The following is a 19,008-nucleotide window of genomic DNA, read 5'->3' as shown; positions in this document are numbered from 1 at the left end:
CTATTATTATAGTTTATAAATATAAGTACAACTTACTAGTTATACAAAATGTTCGGTTAAAATATACTATTTGTTTTCGTTCCGGATGCGCCAAGATTCTTCTGCTTGCAATTCTAGCATTTCATAACCATTTTTAATTGCAGCACCTTTCTCTTTTCCTTTTGCTAAAAAACTAGATATTTCTGGATTATAAATTAAATCGAATAACAAGTGTTTTTCAGTTAAATATTGATACGGAATATTTGGACATAAATGCGTATTTGGAGAAGTACCAAGTGGTGTACAATTAATTATTACCGTAAAATCTTTTATCATTTCTTCGGATAAATCACTGTAAGAAATTTCTTTTTTTCCTGAAGGATTTCTAGAGACGAATTTAAATTTGATATCATTTTTCTTTAAAGCATAGGCAATTGCTTTTGATGCACCGCCAGTTCCTAAAATTAAAGCTTTGGTATGATGCTTTTTAAGAAAAGGCTTAATTGATTTTTCAAAACCAACAACATCTGTGTTATAACCTTTTAAATTTCCTCTTTTGGTAAATTTAATTGTATTAACTGCCCCTATTTCTTCTGCCGTTTTATCTAACTTATCTAAATATTTAATTACTTCTTCTTTATACGGAATTGTAACATTTATACCACTTACAAATTCTTCATTTTTAATAACTGCTGGCAGTTCTTTTATATCTTGAAGATCAAAATTTTTATAATGATAAGTAGACAAACCTAATTTTTTAAATTTATCAGCAAAATAACCTCTAGAAAAAGAGTAAGAAATATCTTTACCTAAAAGACCAAAAACTTTATTTTTTTGTTTTTCCATAAAAATCGATTATTAAAATTAATGCAATACCTAAAATAATATAAAATATAGCGAACCATGTTTCTGATGAAGAAAAATCGGCATAAATCTAGTGTAGTTTTCTACGATTCTATTTCCTTTATTATCTAGTAAATACTTATTATCAACAGCTAAATAAACAGCTTTTTTAAACGGCCAAACAATACCTAAAGAGCCTGTTATAAAACCTATTATAACAGCAGTAACTATTGCATTATATCTTTTTAAAACATATCCTAAAACATGACTTATAGAAACCAATCCAAAAGCAGAACCTGCAGTAAAAACCGATATTATTTTTAAGTATCTTATTTTTTCTGGATCAGATAAAACATCAAAATTACCTATTAGTAAATTGGTGACTACAAAAAATAATTCGTTAACAGCATCTACTAAAAGTAAAACGTAATTACCCATTAAAATTAAGATGAAAGAGCCCGAAAGTCCGGGTAAAGTCATACCGAAACACCAACAATTCCACAGAAAAAAACAAACCATAAATTGTCATTTTCTCCTGCAGGTTTTAAAAAACTTATCCCTAAACCTATACTTGCACCAATTATTAACGAAATAATATTTTTACGATTCCATTCTCCAAAGTCTTTACCTATATAATAAATAGAACCGATTATCATGCCGAAAAACCAGCTCCAAACATAAAGCTCGTAATGCTCTAAAAAATAATCTAAAACCAATGAAATACTAAAGTAGCTAAAAATACTTCCACCCATTATCAGTAATAAAAACTGACCGTTGACGTATGAATAAAAACTCGAAAACCTACCGCTAATTAACAATTTAAATGCTGTAATGTTTACTTTTCTAAAAGACTGAATTAACTCTTCATAAAACCCAAACACAAAAGAAACTGTTCCTCCGTAAACACCAGGTACTTTATTTGCAGCACCCATTGCCAAACCTTTTAAAAAAGATACAACTTTTGTAAGAAAGTTCTTTCGACCTGCATTATGCTTTTTTAACCGCTAATTTTTCCATTAATAAAATAAGCACAAAACCAACTATTGCTAAAACTACTGCCATTAATAACTTCGGATCTCCATCAAAAGAATTCGGAGAAATACTAACTTGTTTTAATGGCACTTCTATTCCGTGAGAATTTATACGTGTAGTTATAGTTTCTTTCCAAGGCCAAATCTTGTTTAAAGAACCAATTATAAAACCTGTTAATACCGCTAATGTGTAGTTTTTATAATTTGCAAACATCCATTTTAAAATCTTAGAAAAAGATAACAAACCTACAATTGCACCCAAACCAACTGCCGCTATTGTTTTAATATCTCTATCATTTACGGCAGATAAAATTGGTTTATAAGCACCTAATAAAACTAAAATAAACGCACCGAAAACACCTGGTAAAATCATTGCGCAAATTGCAATTGCGCCTGCCAAAAACATAAATAACAAAGAAGAACTTTCTGTAACTAACGGATTAAGGGTTGTAATAAAATATGCTACGAAAGCACCTACGATTAAAATTGTATAGGTTATAAAATTCCATTTTGTGATTTGTTTACCAATGTAAATAATACTTGCTAAAACTAATCCGAAGAAAAAAGACCATAATAAAACTGGTTCATTTTCTAACAACCACTTTATTGTTTTGGCTAAAGAAATTATACTTATAAAAATTCCGATAAAAAGAGCCAATAAAAAAGAGCCGTTTACTTGTTTCCAGGCAGCTTTAATTCCGTCTGATTTTAAAGTTTTTAACAAGCCTAAATTCACGTTAGCAATAGAGCCTAAAAGCTCTTCATAAATTCCGAAATAAATGCAATTGTTCCTCCGAAAACACCAGGCACAACATCTGCAGCACCCATTGCCATTCCTTTTAAAGCTATGACTAAATAGTCTTTTATACCTCTTCCCATTTTATTTTGTTATTTTTGTAAAAAACGAAGATAATAGAATTTAAAGAGAAAATAGAACCTTTATTTTATTTGTAACTTTTTATTGACATAGAAAAATGGCCAAGAAAGGAAAAGAAAAAAACACTGCTAATAAAGCTAAACATACTAAGTTAATGAATAGAAAAATTAACAAAGTAAAGTTAGAAAAACAGTTACATAAAGAACGTTTAAAAGCAATTATTAAAAAAGCCAACGAAGCCAAAAATAATGAAGCATAGTTTAAAATATAATTTAGGCGTAGTTACTTCTTTACCTCTCTTACCTTTGCTATATTTTCAAGGAAAAAATATTAGAAAAAATGTACCAACATTACCGAAGCAAAAGAAACTATAGGTTTTGTAAATAATAATTTCTCTTCGGATTTACACATTCTTACTATCGGAGAAAGTACAATTGCAGGTGTTGGTGTAGATTATCATAAAAACGGATTTACCGGCGCTTTGGCAACAACGCTTTCTACTAAATTACAAAAAAATATACATTGGCGTGTGTATGCAAGAAGCGGATATACTGTAGCAAAAGTAACTACTAAAATAATACCTAAAATTGAAGAGACTAAAGTCGATATAATTGTTATCGGAATGGGCGGAAATGATGCTTTCACCTTAAATTCTCCAAAGAAATGGTTAAAAGATATTGAAAATTTAATTAATTCTATTCAAAAAAAGTTTCCGAGAGACACCTATTTACTTTACAAACATGCCACCTATTAAAGAGTTTCCGGCATTTACAAAAACAATAAAATTTGTAATCGGAAATTTAGTTGAGATTTTGGGATCTGAACTGAAGAATTACCTTAAATCTAAAGAAAATATTTTTTATTATGATGAAGTTATCACGCTAAAAAACTGGAGTAAAAGAAACAATTTGTCTCATAAAAATTCGAGTCTTTATTTTAGTGATGGCGTTCATCCATCAGAATTAACTTATAAAATATGGGCTAAAGAAATGGCTACATTTATAAGTTCTAAATTTAAGGCATAAAAAAACCTCAAGCTTTTACTTAAGGTCTGTTTTATAAATAGATTATTTATCTATTGAGCCTAATACTCGCTTCATAAAAGTGTTTAAGGCCTCTTTTCTAGGAGCGCCATCTTTTACCATTTTATCAACTTCGATAGCTCCGTACATATTAGAAATCAACTCTCCGATAACATCTAATTCTTCATCTTTTAAAGAAGGAACTTCTGTTAAAGCTTCTAAAGTTTCTATGGTTTCTAAAACATAATCTTGATCGTTTTCTTCGATAAAATTTGTTAAGTGTTTAATTACAGGTAACTTCATAATTAAATAATTTCGCTTGCTAAGTCTTTTAAAACATCAAACTTATTTGTTTGCGCTTGATTTTTAAAACTTCCACTTTCAAAAGTTGCAAAAGTTGGCAAATTACTAACATCTGCTAATTTTCTACTTTCTCGAAATTTTTCTGCATCTGCAATTACAAAAGCAACGTTTTCATTTTCTGAAGCTAATTTTTTAAACTTTGGCTTCATTATTCTGCAATTACCACACCAAGTAGCAGAATATTGCACAATTACCTTATCATTATTATTAACAATTTCTTGTAAATTGTCTTCTGTTAATTCTTGTAACATAGTTGTAGTTTTTTAAAATATTCGTGTTTAGAAAACTTCTAAACACGAATATTATCAATTATTTGTTAGTGAGAAGCTAAATATTCTGCAGTTCCTTTTGCATTAGGAGACATTGCATCTTTACCTTCTTCCCAGTTTGCTGGACAAACTTCTCCGTTTTTCTGAACGTGAGCGTAAGCATCAATTAAACGTAAAAATTCGTTTACATTTCTACCAACTGGCATGTGGTTTATTCCTTCATGAAAAACTGTTCCTTCCTCATCAATTAAATAAGTTGCTCTATAAGTTACATTATCTCCTTCTACTTGTATTGTTTGAGTAGCTTCATCAAAAGTTTCATTAGAAATATCTAAAATACCTAAAATAGAAGATAAGTTTCTGTTGCTATCTGCTAAAATTGGGTAAGTTACCCCTTCGATACCACCATTGTCTTTAGAAGTATTTAACCATGCAAAATGTACTTCGGTGTATCACAAGACGCACCAATTACAATAGTATTCCTTTTTTCAAATTCAGCTAAAGCTTCTTGAAAAGCATGTAATTCTGTAGGACAAACAAATGTAAAATCTTTAGGATACCAAAATAATAATACTTTCTTGTTCTTATTTTTTGCTTCTTCTAAAACATTAATTTTGAACGTATCTCCCATTTCGTTCATTGCGTCTACATTTAAATCCGGAAATTTTTTACCAACTGCTGTTGCCATTTTTTATAAGTTTTAAGTAATTATTAATTCGTTATTTGAGACCACAAAGATATAAATGAGTATAGATTATTTGTTAGAATTTAATGTTAAGTTTTTATTATACTATAAATTAAATTTATCAAAATCAATTAAAAAAATAGACTAAAATTATTCGAATTATTTTAATTAAAAATTTGTAAATTTAATGAGAAAACATTTTAAATAGTTTTTAGTTATTTTAAAATAAAAACTATAGATAATAATTATTCATAAAAAACCTGTAGGTTTGCATTGTCAAATTAAATATTATAAAAAATGAAAAACAATCCTCACGCTAATAGTCAACCACACGGAGATAATTTCGATTTAAATGAAAGTGCAGCTAATTGCCCTTTTTTAAGCGGAACTACAAAACAAACATCTCGGTCAAGGTGTTAAAAACCGAGATTGGTGGCCAAACGAATTAAAGTTAAATATTTTACGTCAAAACGCAGCAAAATCGAACCCAATGGGAGATGATTTTGATTATGCAGAAGCTTTTAAAAGTTTAGATTATGATGCCATTAAAAAAGATTTAAAAGAATTTATGACAGATTCTCAAGATTGGTGGCCTGCAGATTATGGACATTACGGAGGATTGATGATACGTATGGCGTGGCATAGTGCTGGTACATATAGAGTTGGTGACGGACGAGGAGGCGCAGGAGCAGGAAACCAACGTTTTGCACCAATTAACAGTTGGCCGAGATAATGGTAACTTAGATAAAGCAAGATTGTTATTATGGCCAATTAAACAAAAATATGGTAACAAAATATCTTGGGCAGATTTAATGATTTTAGCAGGAAACTGTGCTTTAGAGTCAATGGGATTTCCAACTTTTGGTTTTGCAGGAGGTCGTGAAGATGTTTGGGAACCTGAGCAAGATATTTATTGGGGAAGTGAAACTGAATGGGGAGCGAATGAGGAAAGATATGATGATGGCGAATTAGAAGATCCTTTAGCGGCAGTTATGATGGGTTGGATTTATGTAAATCCAGAAGGACCAAACGGAAATCCAGATCCGATGGGTTCTGCTCAAAATGTTCGAGAAACTTTTGGTAGAATGGCAATGAACGATGAAGAAACTGTTGCTTTAGTTGCTGGTGGACATACTTTTGGAAAAGCACACGGTGCTGCAGATCCTAATAAATATGTTGGTAAAGAACCTCATGGTGCTTCAATAGAAGAAATGAGTACAGGTTGGAAAAACAGTTTTGGTACCGGTGTTTTAGATGATACAATTACAAGTGGTATTGAAGGTGCTTGGACACCAAATCCTACTCGTTGGGATGCAGATTATTTTGATGTATTATTAAATTACGAATGGGAATTAACAAAAAGTCCTGCTGGCGCACATCAATGGAAACCAACCGCGGCTTCAAATGCTAAAATGGCACCAAAAGCTGGTGACGCAAATGGCAGACAAGATTTAATGATGACTACTGCTGATATTGCATTAAAAGTAGATCCTAAATATTTAGAAATTTCTAAAAAATTTCATGCAGATCATAAAGCATTCGAAGATGCATTTGCACGTGCTTGGTACAAATTAACTCATCGTGATTTAGGACCTACTTCTCGTTACTTAGGTCCAGAAGTTCCACAAGAAGAATTGTTGTGGCAAGATCCAGTTCCTGCAGTAAACTATACATTAAGTGATGCTGATATTGCGAATTTAAAGGTTATGATAATTGATAGCGGTTTAACAATATCTCAATTAGTAACTACGGCTTGGGCTTCTGCTTCAACATTTAGAGGTTCAGATAATCGTGGTGGAGCAAATGGAGCGCGTATTGCTTTAGAACCGCAACGTAGTTGGGAAGTTAACAACCCAAAAGAATTGGCGAAAGTTCTAGAAACTTTAGAAGGTGTGAAAAACAAGTTTGAAGGCGAAGTTTCTTTAGCTGATTTAATTGTTTTAGGAGGAAATGTTGGTCTAGAAAAAGCATTAAAAAATGCCGGTTATAATGAAACTGTTGCTTTTATTCAAGGTCGAGGCGATGCTACCCAAGAACAAACTGATGTTGAGCAATTTGGATATTTAGAGCCATTAGCTGATGGTTTTAGAAATTACATTAAAAAAGATTTAGCAATTGCTGCAGAAGATTTATTAATCGACAAAGCTAATTTATTAACACTTTCTGTACCAGAATTAACTGTTTTAGTTGGTGGATTAAGAGTTTTAGGAGCTAATTATGATGGTTCTGATTACGGAGTTTTTACAGACAATGTTGGGACTTTAACGAACGATTTCTTTAAAAATATTTTAGATTTTACTTACACGTGGAAAGCAACTTCTGAAGACGATAAATATTTTGAAGGAAGCAACCGAAATACCGGAGAAGTGAAATTTAAAGGTACGAGAGCTGATTTAATTTTTGGATCTAATACTGAACTTAGAGCAATTGCTGAAGTCTATGGTGCAAACGACGGTCAAGATCGTTTTGTAAAAGACTTTATTGCCGCTTGGACTAAAGTGATGAACTTAGACAGATTTGATGTAAAATAATCTATATAAATCTAAAAAGGATAGGTTTTGCAAAACCTATCCTTTTTTTAAACTTTTAAATTATGAATATTTTAAATACTTTTTTTAACGCTATTCAATCTATGAATATCAATATGATTGAAACTTTGTTAAGAAAATTTCCTAACCTAGCGAACTCAAAAGACAAAAGGGGTTTTAGTCCTTTAGTTTTTGCAACTTATTTTGATAAAAAAGAAATTGCAGAAACCTTACTTAAGCATAACGCAAATGTAAACCATCAAGATGCGAAAGGAAATACTGCTTTGTTAGGTGTAGCATTTAAAGGCAATGTAGAAATTGCAGAATTGCTACTTAAAAACAATGCAAATATTAACATGCAGAACAACCAAGGTTATTCAGCTTTAATTTTTGCAACACTTTACAATCAAGAAAAAATGGTTGAATTTTTACTTAACAAAAATGCAGATTTCAACTTAAAAGATGTTGAAGGTAAAACTGCTTTAGATCATGCAAAAATTAAAAGCTTTGATGCGATTATTACGTTGCTAGAAAATAAAAAATCTACTTGTTTGCAAACAATTTAATATCGTTTGCAGACACTTCTTTCTCTCCTAAAATCAACAATCTTTCTACAACATTTCTAAGTTCCCTTATATTTCCTGTCCAATCATATTTTTGTAAAAGTGCAATAGCATCTTTAGAAAATTCTTTTTTAGTTGAACCTTGTTCTTTAGAAATTTTATTAGCAAAAAACTCTACTAATAAAGGTATATCTTCTCTTCTATCATTTAAAGCAGGTACTTTAATTAAAATTACAGCCAATCTATGATACAAATCTTCCCTAAATCTTCCTTGTGCAATTTCTTCTTTTAAATTTTTATTAGTAGCTGCAACAATTCTTACATTTACTTTGATGTCTTTATCAGAACCAACTCTTTGAATTTTATTTTCTTGTAAAGCTCTTAACACTTTTGCTTGCGCAGACAAGCTCATATCCCCTATTTCATCTAAAAATATAGTTCCGCCATTTGCTGCTTCAAACTTACCTGCCCTATCTTTATTTGCTCCAGTAAAAGATCCTTTTACATGCCCAAATAATTCACTTTCTATTAACTCAGAAGGTATTGCTGCACAATTTACTTCAATCATTGGCGCTTTAACTCTATCTGATTTTTCGTGTAACCAATGTGCTACCAATTCTTTTCCTGTTCCGTTTGGCCCAGTTATTAAAACTCTTGCATCTGTTGCCGCAACTTTTTCTATAATTTCTTTAATATGAGAAATCGCATCACTTTCTCCTATCATTTCATAGTTTTTGCTGACTTTTTTCTTCAGTCTTTTGTTTTCGACAATTAAAACCTTTTTATCCAAAGCATTTCTAACTGTATTTAACAACCTGTTTAAATCGGCGGCTTAGAAATATAATCGAAAGCACCTAAACGCATTGTATTTACTGCGGTATCAAGATCTCCGTGACCGGAAATCATCACAATTGGTATTTCTGGTTTTATTTTTTGCTTTTTCTAACACCTCAACACCATCCATTTTAGGCATTTTAATATCGCATAAAACCAAATCGTAATCGTTATTTTTTATCATCTCTATACCCAACAAACCATCTTCTACTTCTTCAACATTATATGCATCATTTTCTTCAGAAATAATTTTTTTCAAAACTCTTCTAATTGCTGCTTCGTCTTCGATAATTAATATCTTGCTCATAAATTTTTATTTGAAACGTAATTTAAATAAATTTAATTCAAAATTATATCTAAACCTTTAATTCTTTTTCTTGTTTAATTATCTATTGATTTTGATATAAGTGAACATCTCTTTGTGGAAAAGGAATCGAAATATTATGTTCTCTAAATGCTTTTTCTATCGCAAACCTTAAATCGCTTTGTACAAACCTTGTTTCGAAACTGTTATTTAAAGAAAAAACCAATTTAAAATTTAAAGAACTATCTCCAAAATCAGCAAAAAGCACTTTGGGTTCTGGTATTTTTAAAATTTTATCGTGGTCTTTTGTAACATCTATCAATATTTTTTTAACTAGCTCTACATCACTACCGTAGGCAACACCAACAGAAACGGACTCTCTAGTCTCTGTTCCGTTTTCTGTCCAATTAAATAATATTTTTGTTAAATATAAATGATTAGGTATTACCAATACTTTATTATCAATAGTTACAGCTCTTGTGGTTCTTAATCTAATATCTAAAACTCTACCAACTTTACCATCTAACTCTATAATATCGCCTACATGAACAGATTTATCAACCAAAATAAAAATACCGGAAATAATGTCTTGAAACAAAGTTTGCAAAGCCAAACCAACACCAATTAACAATACAGCAGAAGCCGCAAAAACAGCCGTAACATTAACCCCGAAGCATCCATAGCCACTAAGAAAATAACCAAAAAAACTAGCCATCTTATATAACTAAAAACGCTAATAAATTTAACTTTATCATTTTCTGGCATTTTTCTAGTTACAAATCTGCGTACTAGTTTCAAGGCGAAAGCGGTTAACAAAAGTGCTACTGCAACAAATATTAGTCCTTTTACAGTAATACTAATTTCATCACTAAATTTAAAAGTATAATCTAAAATAGATGTTGTTTCTTCTTTTATAGCTTCTTTTACTTTTTCTAAACTGTCTTGCATTTATCCTTTATATTTTAACCACTTATACAAATCTTTATAAGTTGCTTTTTTACCATACATTAAAATACCAACTCTATAAATTTTTGCTGCTAACCAAACCATAAATACAAATGTAACTAATAATAAAGCCATTGAAATTAATAATTCGTACCAAGAAACCCCAAAAGGAACTCTCATTAACATTACAATTGGCGCTGTAAAAGGAATATGAGAAAACAAGACTGCAATAGAACCATGCGGATCATTCATTACTGTCGCAAAACCAACATAAACTCCTAAAATTAATGGTAACATTATTGGCAACATAAATTGTTGCGTGTCTGTTTCGTTATCTACTGCTGCACCAACAGCTGCAAACAACGAACTATACAACATAAATCCTCCTAAAAAGTAAAATATAAACAACACAAATAGCTTTAAAATTGGTAATTTTAGTATTTCTTGAACAACAATTTGCCCTTTATCACCTTCAGTTGCTTGCTTAACTGCATCCATTTGCTCTGCTGGTACTCTTGCTGATTGCATTTCTACAATATCTACACCAAATATTGAAGAAACAACCGTAAGAATTACAAATAATAAAACTCCCCAAATAAAGAACTGTAATAATCCTGCGGATGCATTACCTAAAATTTTACCCAACATTAATTGAAATGGCTTTACTGATGACACAATTATTTCTATAATTCTACTTGTTTTTTCTTCGATAACACTTCTCATCACAGAAGTACCATAAATCATTACAAACATCATTAATAAATAACCTGCAATTGCCCCAACACCAATTTTTAAACCATTAATTAATTTTGATGATTGCTCTCCGGAAAAATTGAACATTTTAATATCTGTATTGATTTTAGATGCTTCTATTTTATCTAAATCGATACCAAAATCGGTTAGTTTTATATTTCTGATTTTTTGTTCAATCTTATTTTCTAAAGAATTCATAACAGACATTCCTGGTGATTCTTTAGAGTAGAATTCTATTGATTTTGCTAAAACCTCTAAACTATCTTGTTTAGGAATTAACAATGCGCCATAAAAATCACCTTCTTCTACCTTCTTTTTTGTTTCCTCAACTCCTAAATCTGTGTAATCTAAATAATGAATCGTTTTTGTATTTTTAAAATCTGCTTTCGAAAAAAACTCAGAATTATCTACATAAACTATTTTTTTAATTTTTTCATCATTTTTTTGCATCAGAAAAAAGACTAATGCACCCATACCTACCATAATTAGCGGACTCAAAAAAGTCATAATTATAAATGATTTATTACGAACTTTAGCAATAAACTCTCTTTGTATAATTAACTTTAACTTGCTCATCTTCTTAATTATTTTTGTTTATTGCTTGTATAAAAATATCATTTGCGCTCGGAATAAGCTCTACAAAATGTTGTACTTCTCCTCTACTTGTTAAAAATGATAACAATTCATTTGCCGTTTTACCTGTTGGTATTTTTACGTTTAAAGTTAAACTGTCGTTTAATAATTTAAAATCTGATGGATACACTTTAAAGTGTTCTTTTAAAATACTTTCTACTTCTGTAGGATTTTGAGTATTTAAACCAACTTGAAACGTATTTGTTCTAAACTTACGTTTGATATCGTCTAACTTACCGTCTAAAATTTTGTTTGATTTATCTATCAAAGCAATTTCATCACACATTTCTTCTACCGACTCCATTCTATGAGTCGAAAAAATTATTGTAGCACCTTCATCTCTTAATTGTAAAATCTCTTTAGCAATTAATTGCGCATTAATAGGATCGAAACCAGAAAAAGGTTCATCAAAAATTAATAATTTAGGATTGTGCATTACAGTAACAATAAACTGCACTTTTTGCGCCATTCCTTTAGAAAGTTCTTCTATTTTTTTATTCCACCAAGCAGAAATATCAAATTTTTCGAACCAATACTTTAATCTTTTTTTCGCTTCAGATTTACTTAAACCTTTTAATTGTGCCAAATACAAAGCTTGCTCGCCAACCTTCATAGACTTATATAAACCACGTTCTTCCGGCAAATAACCAATTTGAGCTGTATGATGCGGTGCTAGTTTTTCTCCATCTAAAATGACAGAACCACTATCTGCCATTGTTATTTGGTTTATAATTCTAATTAAAGACGTTTTACCCGCACCGTTTGGTCCTAACAAACCGTAAACACTTCCTTTAGGAATTGCAAGTGAAACATTATTTAACGCAGTATAATCTCCGTATCTTTTAACTACGTTATTTATTTCTAATAAATTCTTCATTGATTAAAGTAGATTTTCATTTTAGGTAAAAAGCCTAACAAAATTACATATTTTATAACTATTAGTGTAACATCAACTAAAAACGTTACAGTTTAATTTTATGTTAAATTTACTATGCATGCATAACTTTTTTGAAATTTACTATGCACGCATAATAAATTTTATTATATTTGAACCAATGAATAAAAATAAATCAATAGATCATCAATTAAGAGCAACATGGCAAGCCGTTGCAAAATTGTATAACGAACAAGCGTTAACACATAATAGCACAATGGCTACAGCTTTCGTTTTGTTAAATATTGATAAGCAAAACGGAACGCCGTCTACAGCTTTAGGGCCGTTAATGGGAATGGAACCAACTAGCCTTTCTAGAATTTTAAAAAACATGGAAGACAAAGGTGCTATTTGCAGAGAAAAAACCCAGACGATGGTAGAAGCGTAATTATTAAATTAACAGAATACGGTAAAGAAATGCGTAAAATTTCTAAAGGACACGTTATTCAATTTAATGAAACAGTAATAAATAATGTTACAGAAAAAGACTTAGAAGGTTTTTTTAATGTGACCTCTACCATAAATAAATTAATAGCAGATAAAGAAATTTATAAAGAAATCAACAATAAAGCAGTATAAAAAATCAAACAAATGACTAGAAGAATTAAAAAAGTAGCAATTATTGGTTCCGGAATTATGGGAAGCGGTATTGCTTGTCATTTTGCTAATATTGGTGTAGAAGTTCTTTTATTGGACATTGTTCCAAGAGAATTAACCGATAAAGAAAAAGCAAAAGGATTAACATTAGAAGACAAAGTTGTTAGAAACCGATTGGTTAATGATGCATTAACAGCATCTTTAAAATCAAAACCGTCTCCGATATACAATCAGAAATTTGCAAACAGAATTACTACAGGTAATTTAGAAGATGATATTGCAAAGGTTGCAGATGTAGATTGGATTATGGAAGTTGTTGTAGAAAGACTAGATATAAAAAAGATAGTTTTCGAAAAATTAGAAAAATACAGAACTCCGGGTACAATAATTTCTTCTAATACTTCGGTATTCCTATCAAGTTTATGAACGAAGGAAGAAGTGAAGATTTTCAAAAGCATTTTGCTGTAACACACTTTTTTAATCCGCCAAGATATTTAAAACTTTTTGAAGTTGTTCCTGGACCTGATTGTAAACAAGAAGTTACAGATTTCTTAATGATGTATGGTGAGAAATTTTTAGGTAAAACATCGGTTTTAGCTAAAGATACACCGGCATTTATTGGTAACAGAATCGGTATTTTCGGAATTCAATCTTTATTTCATCAAGTTAAAGAATTAGGCCTAACAGTAGAAGAAGTAGACAAGTTAACAGGACCAGTAATTGGTAGGCCTAAATCGGCTACTTTTAGAACTGTAGATGTTGTTGGTTTAGATACTTTAGTTCATGTTGCTAATGGAATTTACGAAAACTGCCCTAATGACGAAGCTCATGAGCTTTTCAAACTTCCTGATTTCATCAATACGATGATGGAAAACAAGTGGTTGGGTAGTAAAACCGGACAAGGTTTCTACAAAAAAGCTGTTGTTGATGGTAAAAAAGAAATCTTAACGCTAGATTTAGATACGATGGAGTATCGTTCTAAAAAAAGAGCAAAATTTGCAACGTTAGAATTAACAAAAACAATAGATAAACCAATCGACAGATTTAAAATCTTAGTTGGTGGTAAAGATAAAGCTGGTGAGTTTTACAGAAAAAACTTTGCAGCAATGTTTGCATACGTTCAAAATAGAATTCCAGAAATTTCTGATGAATTGTATAAAATTGACGATGCAATGAAAGCTGGTTTCGGTTGGGAAAACGGACCTTTCGAAATTTGGGATGCAGTTGGTGTAGAAAAAGGTATCGAATTAATGAAAGCTGAAGGACATGAACCTGCTGCATGGGTTACAGAAATGTTAGCTGCTGGTTCTAAATCTTTTTACTCTGTTAAAGAAGGCGCAACTTATTTTTATGATGTTGCTTCTAAAGCTCAAAGTAAAAAACCTGGTCAAGAATCATTTATTATTCTAGATAACATCAGAAAATCAAATCAAGTATTTAAAAATTCGGAGTAGTTATCGAAGATATAGGAGACGGTATTTTAAATATAGAATTCCAGTCTAAAATGAACACAATTGGTGGAGATGTTTTAGCAGGAATTAATAAAGGTATCGACTTAGCTGAAAAAGATTTTCAAGGTTTAGTTGTTGGTAACCAAGCGTCGAATTTCTCTGTTGGAGCAAATATTGGTATGATTTTTATGATGGCTGTAGAGCAAGAATATGATGAATTAAATTATGCCATTAAATATTTTCAAGACACAATGATGCGTATGCGTTATTCATCAATTCCAACAATTTCTGCTCCTCATGGAATGGCATTAGGTGGTGGTTGTGAAATCTCTTTACATGCAGATAAAGTTGTTGCTGCAGCAGAAACTTATATGGGATTAGTAGAGTTTGGTGTTGGTGTTATTCCTGGTGGTGGTGGTTCTAAAGAAATGGCTTTAAGAGCATCAGATTCATTTAGCAAAGGAGATGTAGAGTTAAATGTTTTACAAGAAAACTTTTTAACAATTGGTATGGCTAAAGTATCTACTTCTGCGCACGAGGCTTTCGATTTAGGCTTACTTCAAAAAGGTAAAGATGTAGTTGTTGTAAACAAAGACAGACAAATTGCTACCGCTAAAGCACATGCTAAATTAATGGCAGAAAGTGGTTACACGCAACCTGCAACAAGAAAAGATGTTAAAGTGTTAGGTAAACAAGCATTAGGGATGTTTTTAGTAGGAACAGATTCTATGGAACATTCTAATTACATTTCACAACACGATATGAAAATAGCCAATAAGTTAGCTTATGTTATGGCGGGTGGAGATTTATCTGAACCAACATTGGTTACAGAACAGTATTTATTAGACTTAGAGCGTGAAGCATTTTTATCGTTATGTACAGAACGTAAAACGTTAGAAAGAATTCAGGCAATGTTAAAAACTGGTAAACCTTTAAGAAACTAAAATTTTATGAAAACAGCATATATAGTAAAAGCATATAGAACTGCAGTTGCAAAGGCTCCAAAAGGTGTTTTTCGCTTTAAACGTGCAGACGAGTTGGGTGCAGAAACAATCCAACACATGATGAAAGAATTACCAAATTTAGACGTAAAACGTATAGATGACGTAATTGTTGGTAACGCAATGCCAGAAGGTTCGCAAGGATTAAATATGGCTCGTTTTATCTCTTTAATAGGATTAAATTCTGTTGATGTACCAGGAGTTACAGTAAACCGTTTTTGTTCTTCCGGATTAGAAACAATTGCAATGGCAGCTGCAAAAATACAAGCTGGTATGGCAGATTGTATTATAGCTGGTGGAGCAGAAAGTATGAGTTCTGTACCAATGACTGGTTTTAAACCAGAATTAAATTACGACACCATTAAAGATGGTCATGCAGATTATTATTGGGGAATGGGAAACACTGCAGAAGCAGTTGCAAATCAATTTAAAGTTTCGAGAGAAGATCAAGATGAATTTGCATACAATTCTCACATGAAAGCGTTAAGAGCACAAGCAGAAAATCGTTTTCAAGACCAAATTGTTCCAATAGAAGTTGAAGAAACTTATTTGGATTCAAATGGTAAAAAAGCAACTAGAAAATATACTGTAAATAAAGATGAAGGACCAAGAAAAGGAACCTCTACTGCGGTATTAAATAAATTAAGACCTGTTTTTGCCGCTGGCGGAAGTGTTACTGCTGGTAATTCATCTCAAATGAGTGATGGTGCTGCATTTGCTATGGTAATGAGCGAAGAAATGGTTAAAGAATTAAACTTAGAGCCAATTGCAAGAGTGGTAAATTATGCTGCTGCTGGTGTAGAACCTAGAATTATGGGAATTGGCCCTGTGGCTGCAATACCAAAGGTATTAAAACAAGCAGGTTTACAGCAAAATGATATCGAGTTAATCGAGTTAAATGAAGCTTTTGCTTCACAATCTTTAGCAGTAATGCGAGAGCTAAACTTAAACCCAGATATTGTTAATGTAAATGGTGGTGCAATCGCTTTAGGGCATCCTTTAGGTTGTACAGGCGCAAAATTATCGGTACAATTATTCGATGAAATGCGTAAAAGAGATATGAAAAACAAATACGGAATGGTTACCATGTGTGTTGGAACAGGGCAAGGTGCTGCTGGTGTATTCGAATTCCTTAGTTAATAACAAATTAAACAAACAAGAAAATGTCAGAATTATTAAGAGGCGGACAGTTTTTAGTAAAAGAAACTAACTGCGAAAACGTATTTACTCCGAAGACTTTACAGAGGAGCAACAAATGATGAAGGAAGCTGTGATGGAATTTAATGATAGAGAAATCATTCCTCATAAAGCTCGTTTCGAAGCTAAAGATTATGCATTAACAGAAGAAGTTATGCGTAAAGCTGGTGAATTAGGATTTTTAGGTGTTGCAGTGCCGGAAGAATTTGGTGGTTTAGGTATGGGATTTGTATCTACAATGTTAACTTGTGATTATATTTCATCCGGAACAGGATCTTTTAGTACAGCTTTTGGTGCACACACAGGTATTGGTACAATGCCAATTACTTTATATGGTACACAAGAACAGAAAGAAAAATATGTACCTAAATTAGCTACCGGAGAATGGTTTGGTGCTTATTGTTTAACAGAACCGGGTGCTGGTTCTGATGCAAACTCAGGAAAAACTACAGCAGAACTTTCGGAAGATGGAAAATCTTACAAAATTAACGGACAAAAAATGTGGATTTCGAACGCAGGTTTTTGTAGTTTAATGATTGTTTTTGCTCGTATAGAAAATGATAAAAATATTACTGGTTTTATAGTAGAATATGATCCGAGAAAATGCAAACGGAATTACTTTAGGTGAAGAAGAACACAAATTAGGTATTCGTGCAAGTTCAACTCGTCAAGTATTTTTTAATGATACAGTAGTACCAGCAGAAAATATGTTAGCTGGTCGTGGTGAAGGTTTTAAAATTGCCATGAATGCTTTAAATGTTGGTCGTATTAAACTGGCTGCAGCGTGTTTAGATTCTCAAAGAAGAGTTATTACGTATGCAACACAATACGCTACAGAACGTAAGCAGTTTAAAACTCCTATTGCAGATTTTGGTGCAATTAAGGTAAAATTGGCAGAAATGTCTACAAATGCTTATGTTGGTGAATCTGCTTCTTATAGAGCAGCTAAAGACATCGAAGATAGAATCGCATTAAGAGTTGCTGCGGGTAATACTCACCAAGAAGCAGAACTTAAAGGTGTAGAAGAATATGCAATAGAATGTTCAATCTTAAAAGTTGCCGTATCAGAAGATGTACAAAGTTGTGCAGATGAAGGTATTCAAATTTTTGGTGGAATGGGATTCTCTGAAGAAACTCCTATGGAATCTGCTTGGAGAGATGCTAGAATTGCTAGAATTTACGAAGGTACAAACGAAATTAACAGAATGCTTTCTGTTGGAATGCTTATCAAAAAAGCAATGAAAGGTCATGTAGATTTATTAGGACCTGCAACAGAAGTAGCTAATAGTTTAATGGGAATTCCTTCTTTTGAAACTCCAGATTATTCTGAGTTATTTTCAGAAGAAAAACACATGATTGCCAAATTAAAGAAAACATTTTTAATGGTTGCTGGTGCAGCACTTCAAAAATATGGGCAAGAAATCGAGTCTCATCAACAGTTATTAATTGCTGCTTCAGACATATTAATTGAAATTTATATGGCAGAATCTGCAATTTTAAGAACAGAGAAAAACGCGAAACGTTTTGGCGAAGATTCTCAATCTGTACAAATTGCGATGTCTAAATTATATTTATATCACGCAGTAGACATTATCGAAGAAAAAGGTAAAGAAAGTATTATTTCTTTTGCTGAAGGTGATGAGCAGCGTATGATGTTAATGGGATTAAAGCGTTTTACTAAATATACAAACTACCCAGATATTGTAGATTTACGTAACGAAATCGCAGAAAAAGTGAAAGCAGAAAATAAATACTGCTTCTAAAATATTTATAAAATTTTCTTAAACTTATCCAAGGTTTTTGAATTTAGTTGTTTGTTTGAGAGACCATCTGTTAAAGGATGGTCTTTTTTTATACAAGTAATAATTGTAACTTAGTTGATAAATTATTACCGATGAAACTTGTCATGAAAATCTCTGTCTCTTTAATAACTAGCATACTTTTTATTTTTTGTACTTCGGATAAGAATAAAGTTCAAGCCCAAAATCAAAAATTAAATTTTAACGATTATTGGTATCAAGGCAAAGCAGAAATAACATCATATACATTAAAGCAATCTCGTTACGGCGAGATATACGAAGGTACTGCGGTAAACATATACGTAACAGAAGATTTTTTACCGAGAAAAACAAGTAAAAGCAGATACTAAGAGTAAATCTACAATACCTGTATTAAAGTTAAATAGCACAAAAAAATTTG

The 19,008-nt window shown here is 31.5% G+C and carries 11 protein-coding genes and 9 pseudogenes; 10 read left to right on the top strand and 10 right to left on the bottom strand.

Annotated elements, in window-relative coordinates:
• Positions 1–66 precede the first annotated feature (66 nt).
• From ACZ1HD_RS04270 to ACZ1HD_RS04260, 3 genes and pseudogenes are all read right to left on the bottom strand, one after another.
• Positions 67–825, bottom strand: coding sequence for a shikimate dehydrogenase family protein (locus ACZ1HD_RS04270; RefSeq protein ID WP_472688718.1), 759 nt, complete (start codon positions 823–825; stop codon positions 67–69).
• Positions 806–1,810, bottom strand: a pseudogene (locus tag ACZ1HD_RS04265) (DUF368 domain-containing protein). Before ACZ1HD_RS04265 ends, ACZ1HD_RS04270 begins: the two are co-directional and overlap by 20 nt.
• A pseudogene (locus ACZ1HD_RS04260) lies at positions 1,810–2,732 on the bottom strand (polyprenyl-phosphate transporter). The pseudogenes ACZ1HD_RS04265 and ACZ1HD_RS04260 overlap by 1 nt, the downstream one beginning before the upstream one ends.
• A gap of 95 nt (positions 2,733–2,827) precedes the next feature.
• Here ACZ1HD_RS04260 and ACZ1HD_RS04255 point away from each other — a divergent pair.
• The 3 genes from ACZ1HD_RS04255 (at position 2,828) to ACZ1HD_RS04245 (ending at position 3,755) form a co-directional block, all read left to right on the top strand.
• Positions 2,828–2,989 (top strand): hypothetical protein, encoded by a 162-nt coding sequence (locus ACZ1HD_RS04255; RefSeq protein WP_340934667.1) that lies wholly within the window; start codon positions 2,828–2,830, stop codon positions 2,987–2,989.
• 90 nt (positions 2,990–3,079) lie between these two features.
• Positions 3,080–3,484: an SGNH/GDSL hydrolase family protein gene (locus ACZ1HD_RS04250; protein ID WP_472689278.1), complete on the top strand. Its 405-nt coding sequence runs from the start codon at positions 3,080–3,082 to the stop codon at positions 3,482–3,484.
• Positions 3,471–3,755: an SGNH/GDSL hydrolase family protein gene (locus ACZ1HD_RS04245; protein ID WP_472688717.1), complete on the top strand. Its 285-nt coding sequence runs from the start codon at positions 3,471–3,473 to the stop codon at positions 3,753–3,755. The genes ACZ1HD_RS04250 and ACZ1HD_RS04245 overlap by 14 nt, the downstream gene beginning before the upstream one ends.
• A 42-nt stretch (positions 3,756–3,797) precedes the next feature.
• On the opposite strand, the gene ACZ1HD_RS04240 is transcribed toward ACZ1HD_RS04245, so the two are convergent.
• From ACZ1HD_RS04240 to ACZ1HD_RS04230, 3 genes and pseudogenes are all read right to left on the bottom strand, one after another.
• On the bottom strand, positions 3,798–4,055 hold the full coding sequence (locus ACZ1HD_RS04240; protein WP_472688716.1) for a DUF6952 family protein: 258 nt from the start codon (positions 4,053–4,055) through the stop codon (positions 3,798–3,800).
• 2 nt (positions 4,056–4,057) lie between these two features.
• Complete coding sequence (locus ACZ1HD_RS04235; RefSeq protein WP_472688715.1) at positions 4,058–4,366, bottom strand: thioredoxin family protein; 309 nt, start codon at positions 4,364–4,366, stop codon at positions 4,058–4,060.
• A gap of 65 nt (positions 4,367–4,431) precedes the next feature.
• Positions 4,432–5,072: pseudogene (locus tag ACZ1HD_RS04230) on the bottom strand (peroxiredoxin).
• 294 nt (positions 5,073–5,366) lie between these two features.
• Between ACZ1HD_RS04230 and katG the strand changes: the two are divergent.
• Together katG and ACZ1HD_RS04220 are read left to right on the top strand one after the other, a co-directional pair.
• Positions 5,367–7,600: pseudogene (katG, locus tag ACZ1HD_RS04225) on the top strand (catalase/peroxidase HPI).
• 62 nt (positions 7,601–7,662) lie between these two features.
• Positions 7,663–8,163, top strand: coding sequence for an ankyrin repeat domain-containing protein (locus ACZ1HD_RS04220; protein ID WP_472688714.1), 501 nt, complete (start codon positions 7,663–7,665; stop codon positions 8,161–8,163).
• Here ACZ1HD_RS04220 and ACZ1HD_RS04215 read toward each other — a convergent pair.
• The 4 genes and pseudogenes from ACZ1HD_RS04215 to ACZ1HD_RS04200 all read right to left on the bottom strand — a co-directional run bounded on the left by ACZ1HD_RS04215 (position 8,141) and on the right by ACZ1HD_RS04200 (position 12,506).
• Positions 8,141–9,301 (bottom strand): annotated as a pseudogene (locus ACZ1HD_RS04215) (sigma-54-dependent transcriptional regulator). The gene ACZ1HD_RS04220 and the pseudogene ACZ1HD_RS04215 sit on opposite strands and share 23 nt — an antisense overlap.
• Positions 9,302–9,383: 82 nt before the next feature.
• A pseudogene (locus ACZ1HD_RS04210) lies at positions 9,384–10,246 on the bottom strand (mechanosensitive ion channel family protein).
• The gene (locus tag ACZ1HD_RS04205; protein WP_472688713.1) at positions 10,247–11,572 is read right to left on the bottom strand and encodes an ABC transporter permease; all 1,326 of its coding nucleotides are present in this window, start codon (positions 11,570–11,572) and stop codon (positions 10,247–10,249) included.
• 4 nt (positions 11,573–11,576) lie between these two features.
• Positions 11,577–12,506 carry an ABC transporter ATP-binding protein gene (locus ACZ1HD_RS04200; protein WP_340934686.1) on the bottom strand — a complete coding sequence of 310 codons (930 nt, stop codon included), beginning with the start codon at positions 12,504–12,506 and terminating at the stop codon, positions 11,577–11,579.
• A 178-nt stretch (positions 12,507–12,684) separates the two neighbouring features.
• Here ACZ1HD_RS04200 and ACZ1HD_RS04195 point away from each other — a divergent pair.
• The 5 genes and pseudogenes from ACZ1HD_RS04195 to ACZ1HD_RS04175 all read left to right on the top strand — a co-directional run bounded on the left by ACZ1HD_RS04195 (position 12,685) and on the right by ACZ1HD_RS04175 (position 18,958).
• Positions 12,685–13,142, top strand: a pseudogene (locus ACZ1HD_RS04195) (MarR family winged helix-turn-helix transcriptional regulator).
• A gap of 12 nt (positions 13,143–13,154) precedes the next feature.
• Positions 13,155–15,555 (top strand): annotated as a pseudogene (locus ACZ1HD_RS04190) (3-hydroxyacyl-CoA dehydrogenase/enoyl-CoA hydratase family protein).
• Positions 15,556–15,561: 6 nt separating this feature from the next.
• A complete protein-coding gene (locus tag ACZ1HD_RS04185; RefSeq protein ID WP_472688712.1) occupies positions 15,562–16,752 on the top strand; it encodes an acetyl-CoA C-acyltransferase in 1,191 nt (396 codons plus the stop codon).
• A gap of 23 nt (positions 16,753–16,775) precedes the next feature.
• A pseudogene (locus ACZ1HD_RS04180) lies at positions 16,776–18,572 on the top strand (acyl-CoA dehydrogenase family protein).
• Positions 18,573–18,649: 77 nt separating this feature from the next.
• Positions 18,650–18,958 carry a hypothetical protein gene (locus ACZ1HD_RS04175; RefSeq protein WP_472688711.1) on the top strand — a complete coding sequence of 103 codons (309 nt, stop codon included), beginning with the start codon at positions 18,650–18,652 and terminating at the stop codon, positions 18,956–18,958.
• Positions 18,959–19,008: the final 50 nt, after the last annotated feature.

The sequence above is a fragment of the Polaribacter sp. HA6-7 genome (assembly GCF_055693625.1).
The sequence above is the reverse complement of the archived record's forward strand: the minus strand, read 5'-3'. Positions and strand labels throughout refer to the sequence as shown.

Bases quoted from the DNA above. Each gene is read 5' to 3' on its own strand.
- ACZ1HD_RS04270 (WP_472688718.1), bottom strand. From the start codon at position 825: ATGGAAAAACAAAAAAATAAAGTTTTTGGTCTTTTAGGTAAAGATATT.
- ACZ1HD_RS04255 (WP_340934667.1), top strand. From the start codon at position 2,828: ATGGCCAAGAAAGGAAAAGAAAAAAACACTGCTAATAAAGCTAAACAT.
- ACZ1HD_RS04200 (WP_340934686.1), bottom strand. From the start codon at position 12,506: ATGAAGAATTTATTAGAAATAAATAACGTAGTTAAAAGATACGGAGAT.
- ACZ1HD_RS04235 (WP_472688715.1), bottom strand. From the start codon at position 4,366: ATGTTACAAGAATTAACAGAAGACAATTTACAAGAAATTGTTAATAAT.
- ACZ1HD_RS04185 (WP_472688712.1), top strand. From the start codon at position 15,562: ATGAAAACAGCATATATAGTAAAAGCATATAGAACTGCAGTTGCAAAG.
- ACZ1HD_RS04245 (WP_472688717.1), top strand. From the start codon at position 3,471: ATGCCACCTATTAAAGAGTTTCCGGCATTTACAAAAACAATAAAATTT.
- ACZ1HD_RS04240 (WP_472688716.1), bottom strand. From the start codon at position 4,055: ATGAAGTTACCTGTAATTAAACACTTAACAAATTTTATCGAAGAAAAC.
- ACZ1HD_RS04220 (WP_472688714.1), top strand. From the start codon at position 7,663: ATGAATATTTTAAATACTTTTTTTAACGCTATTCAATCTATGAATATC.
- ACZ1HD_RS04175 (WP_472688711.1), top strand. From the start codon at position 18,650: ATGGTCTTTTTTTATACAAGTAATAATTGTAACTTAGTTGATAAATTA.
- ACZ1HD_RS04205 (WP_472688713.1), bottom strand. From the start codon at position 11,572: ATGAGCAAGTTAAAGTTAATTATACAAAGAGAGTTTATTGCTAAAGTT.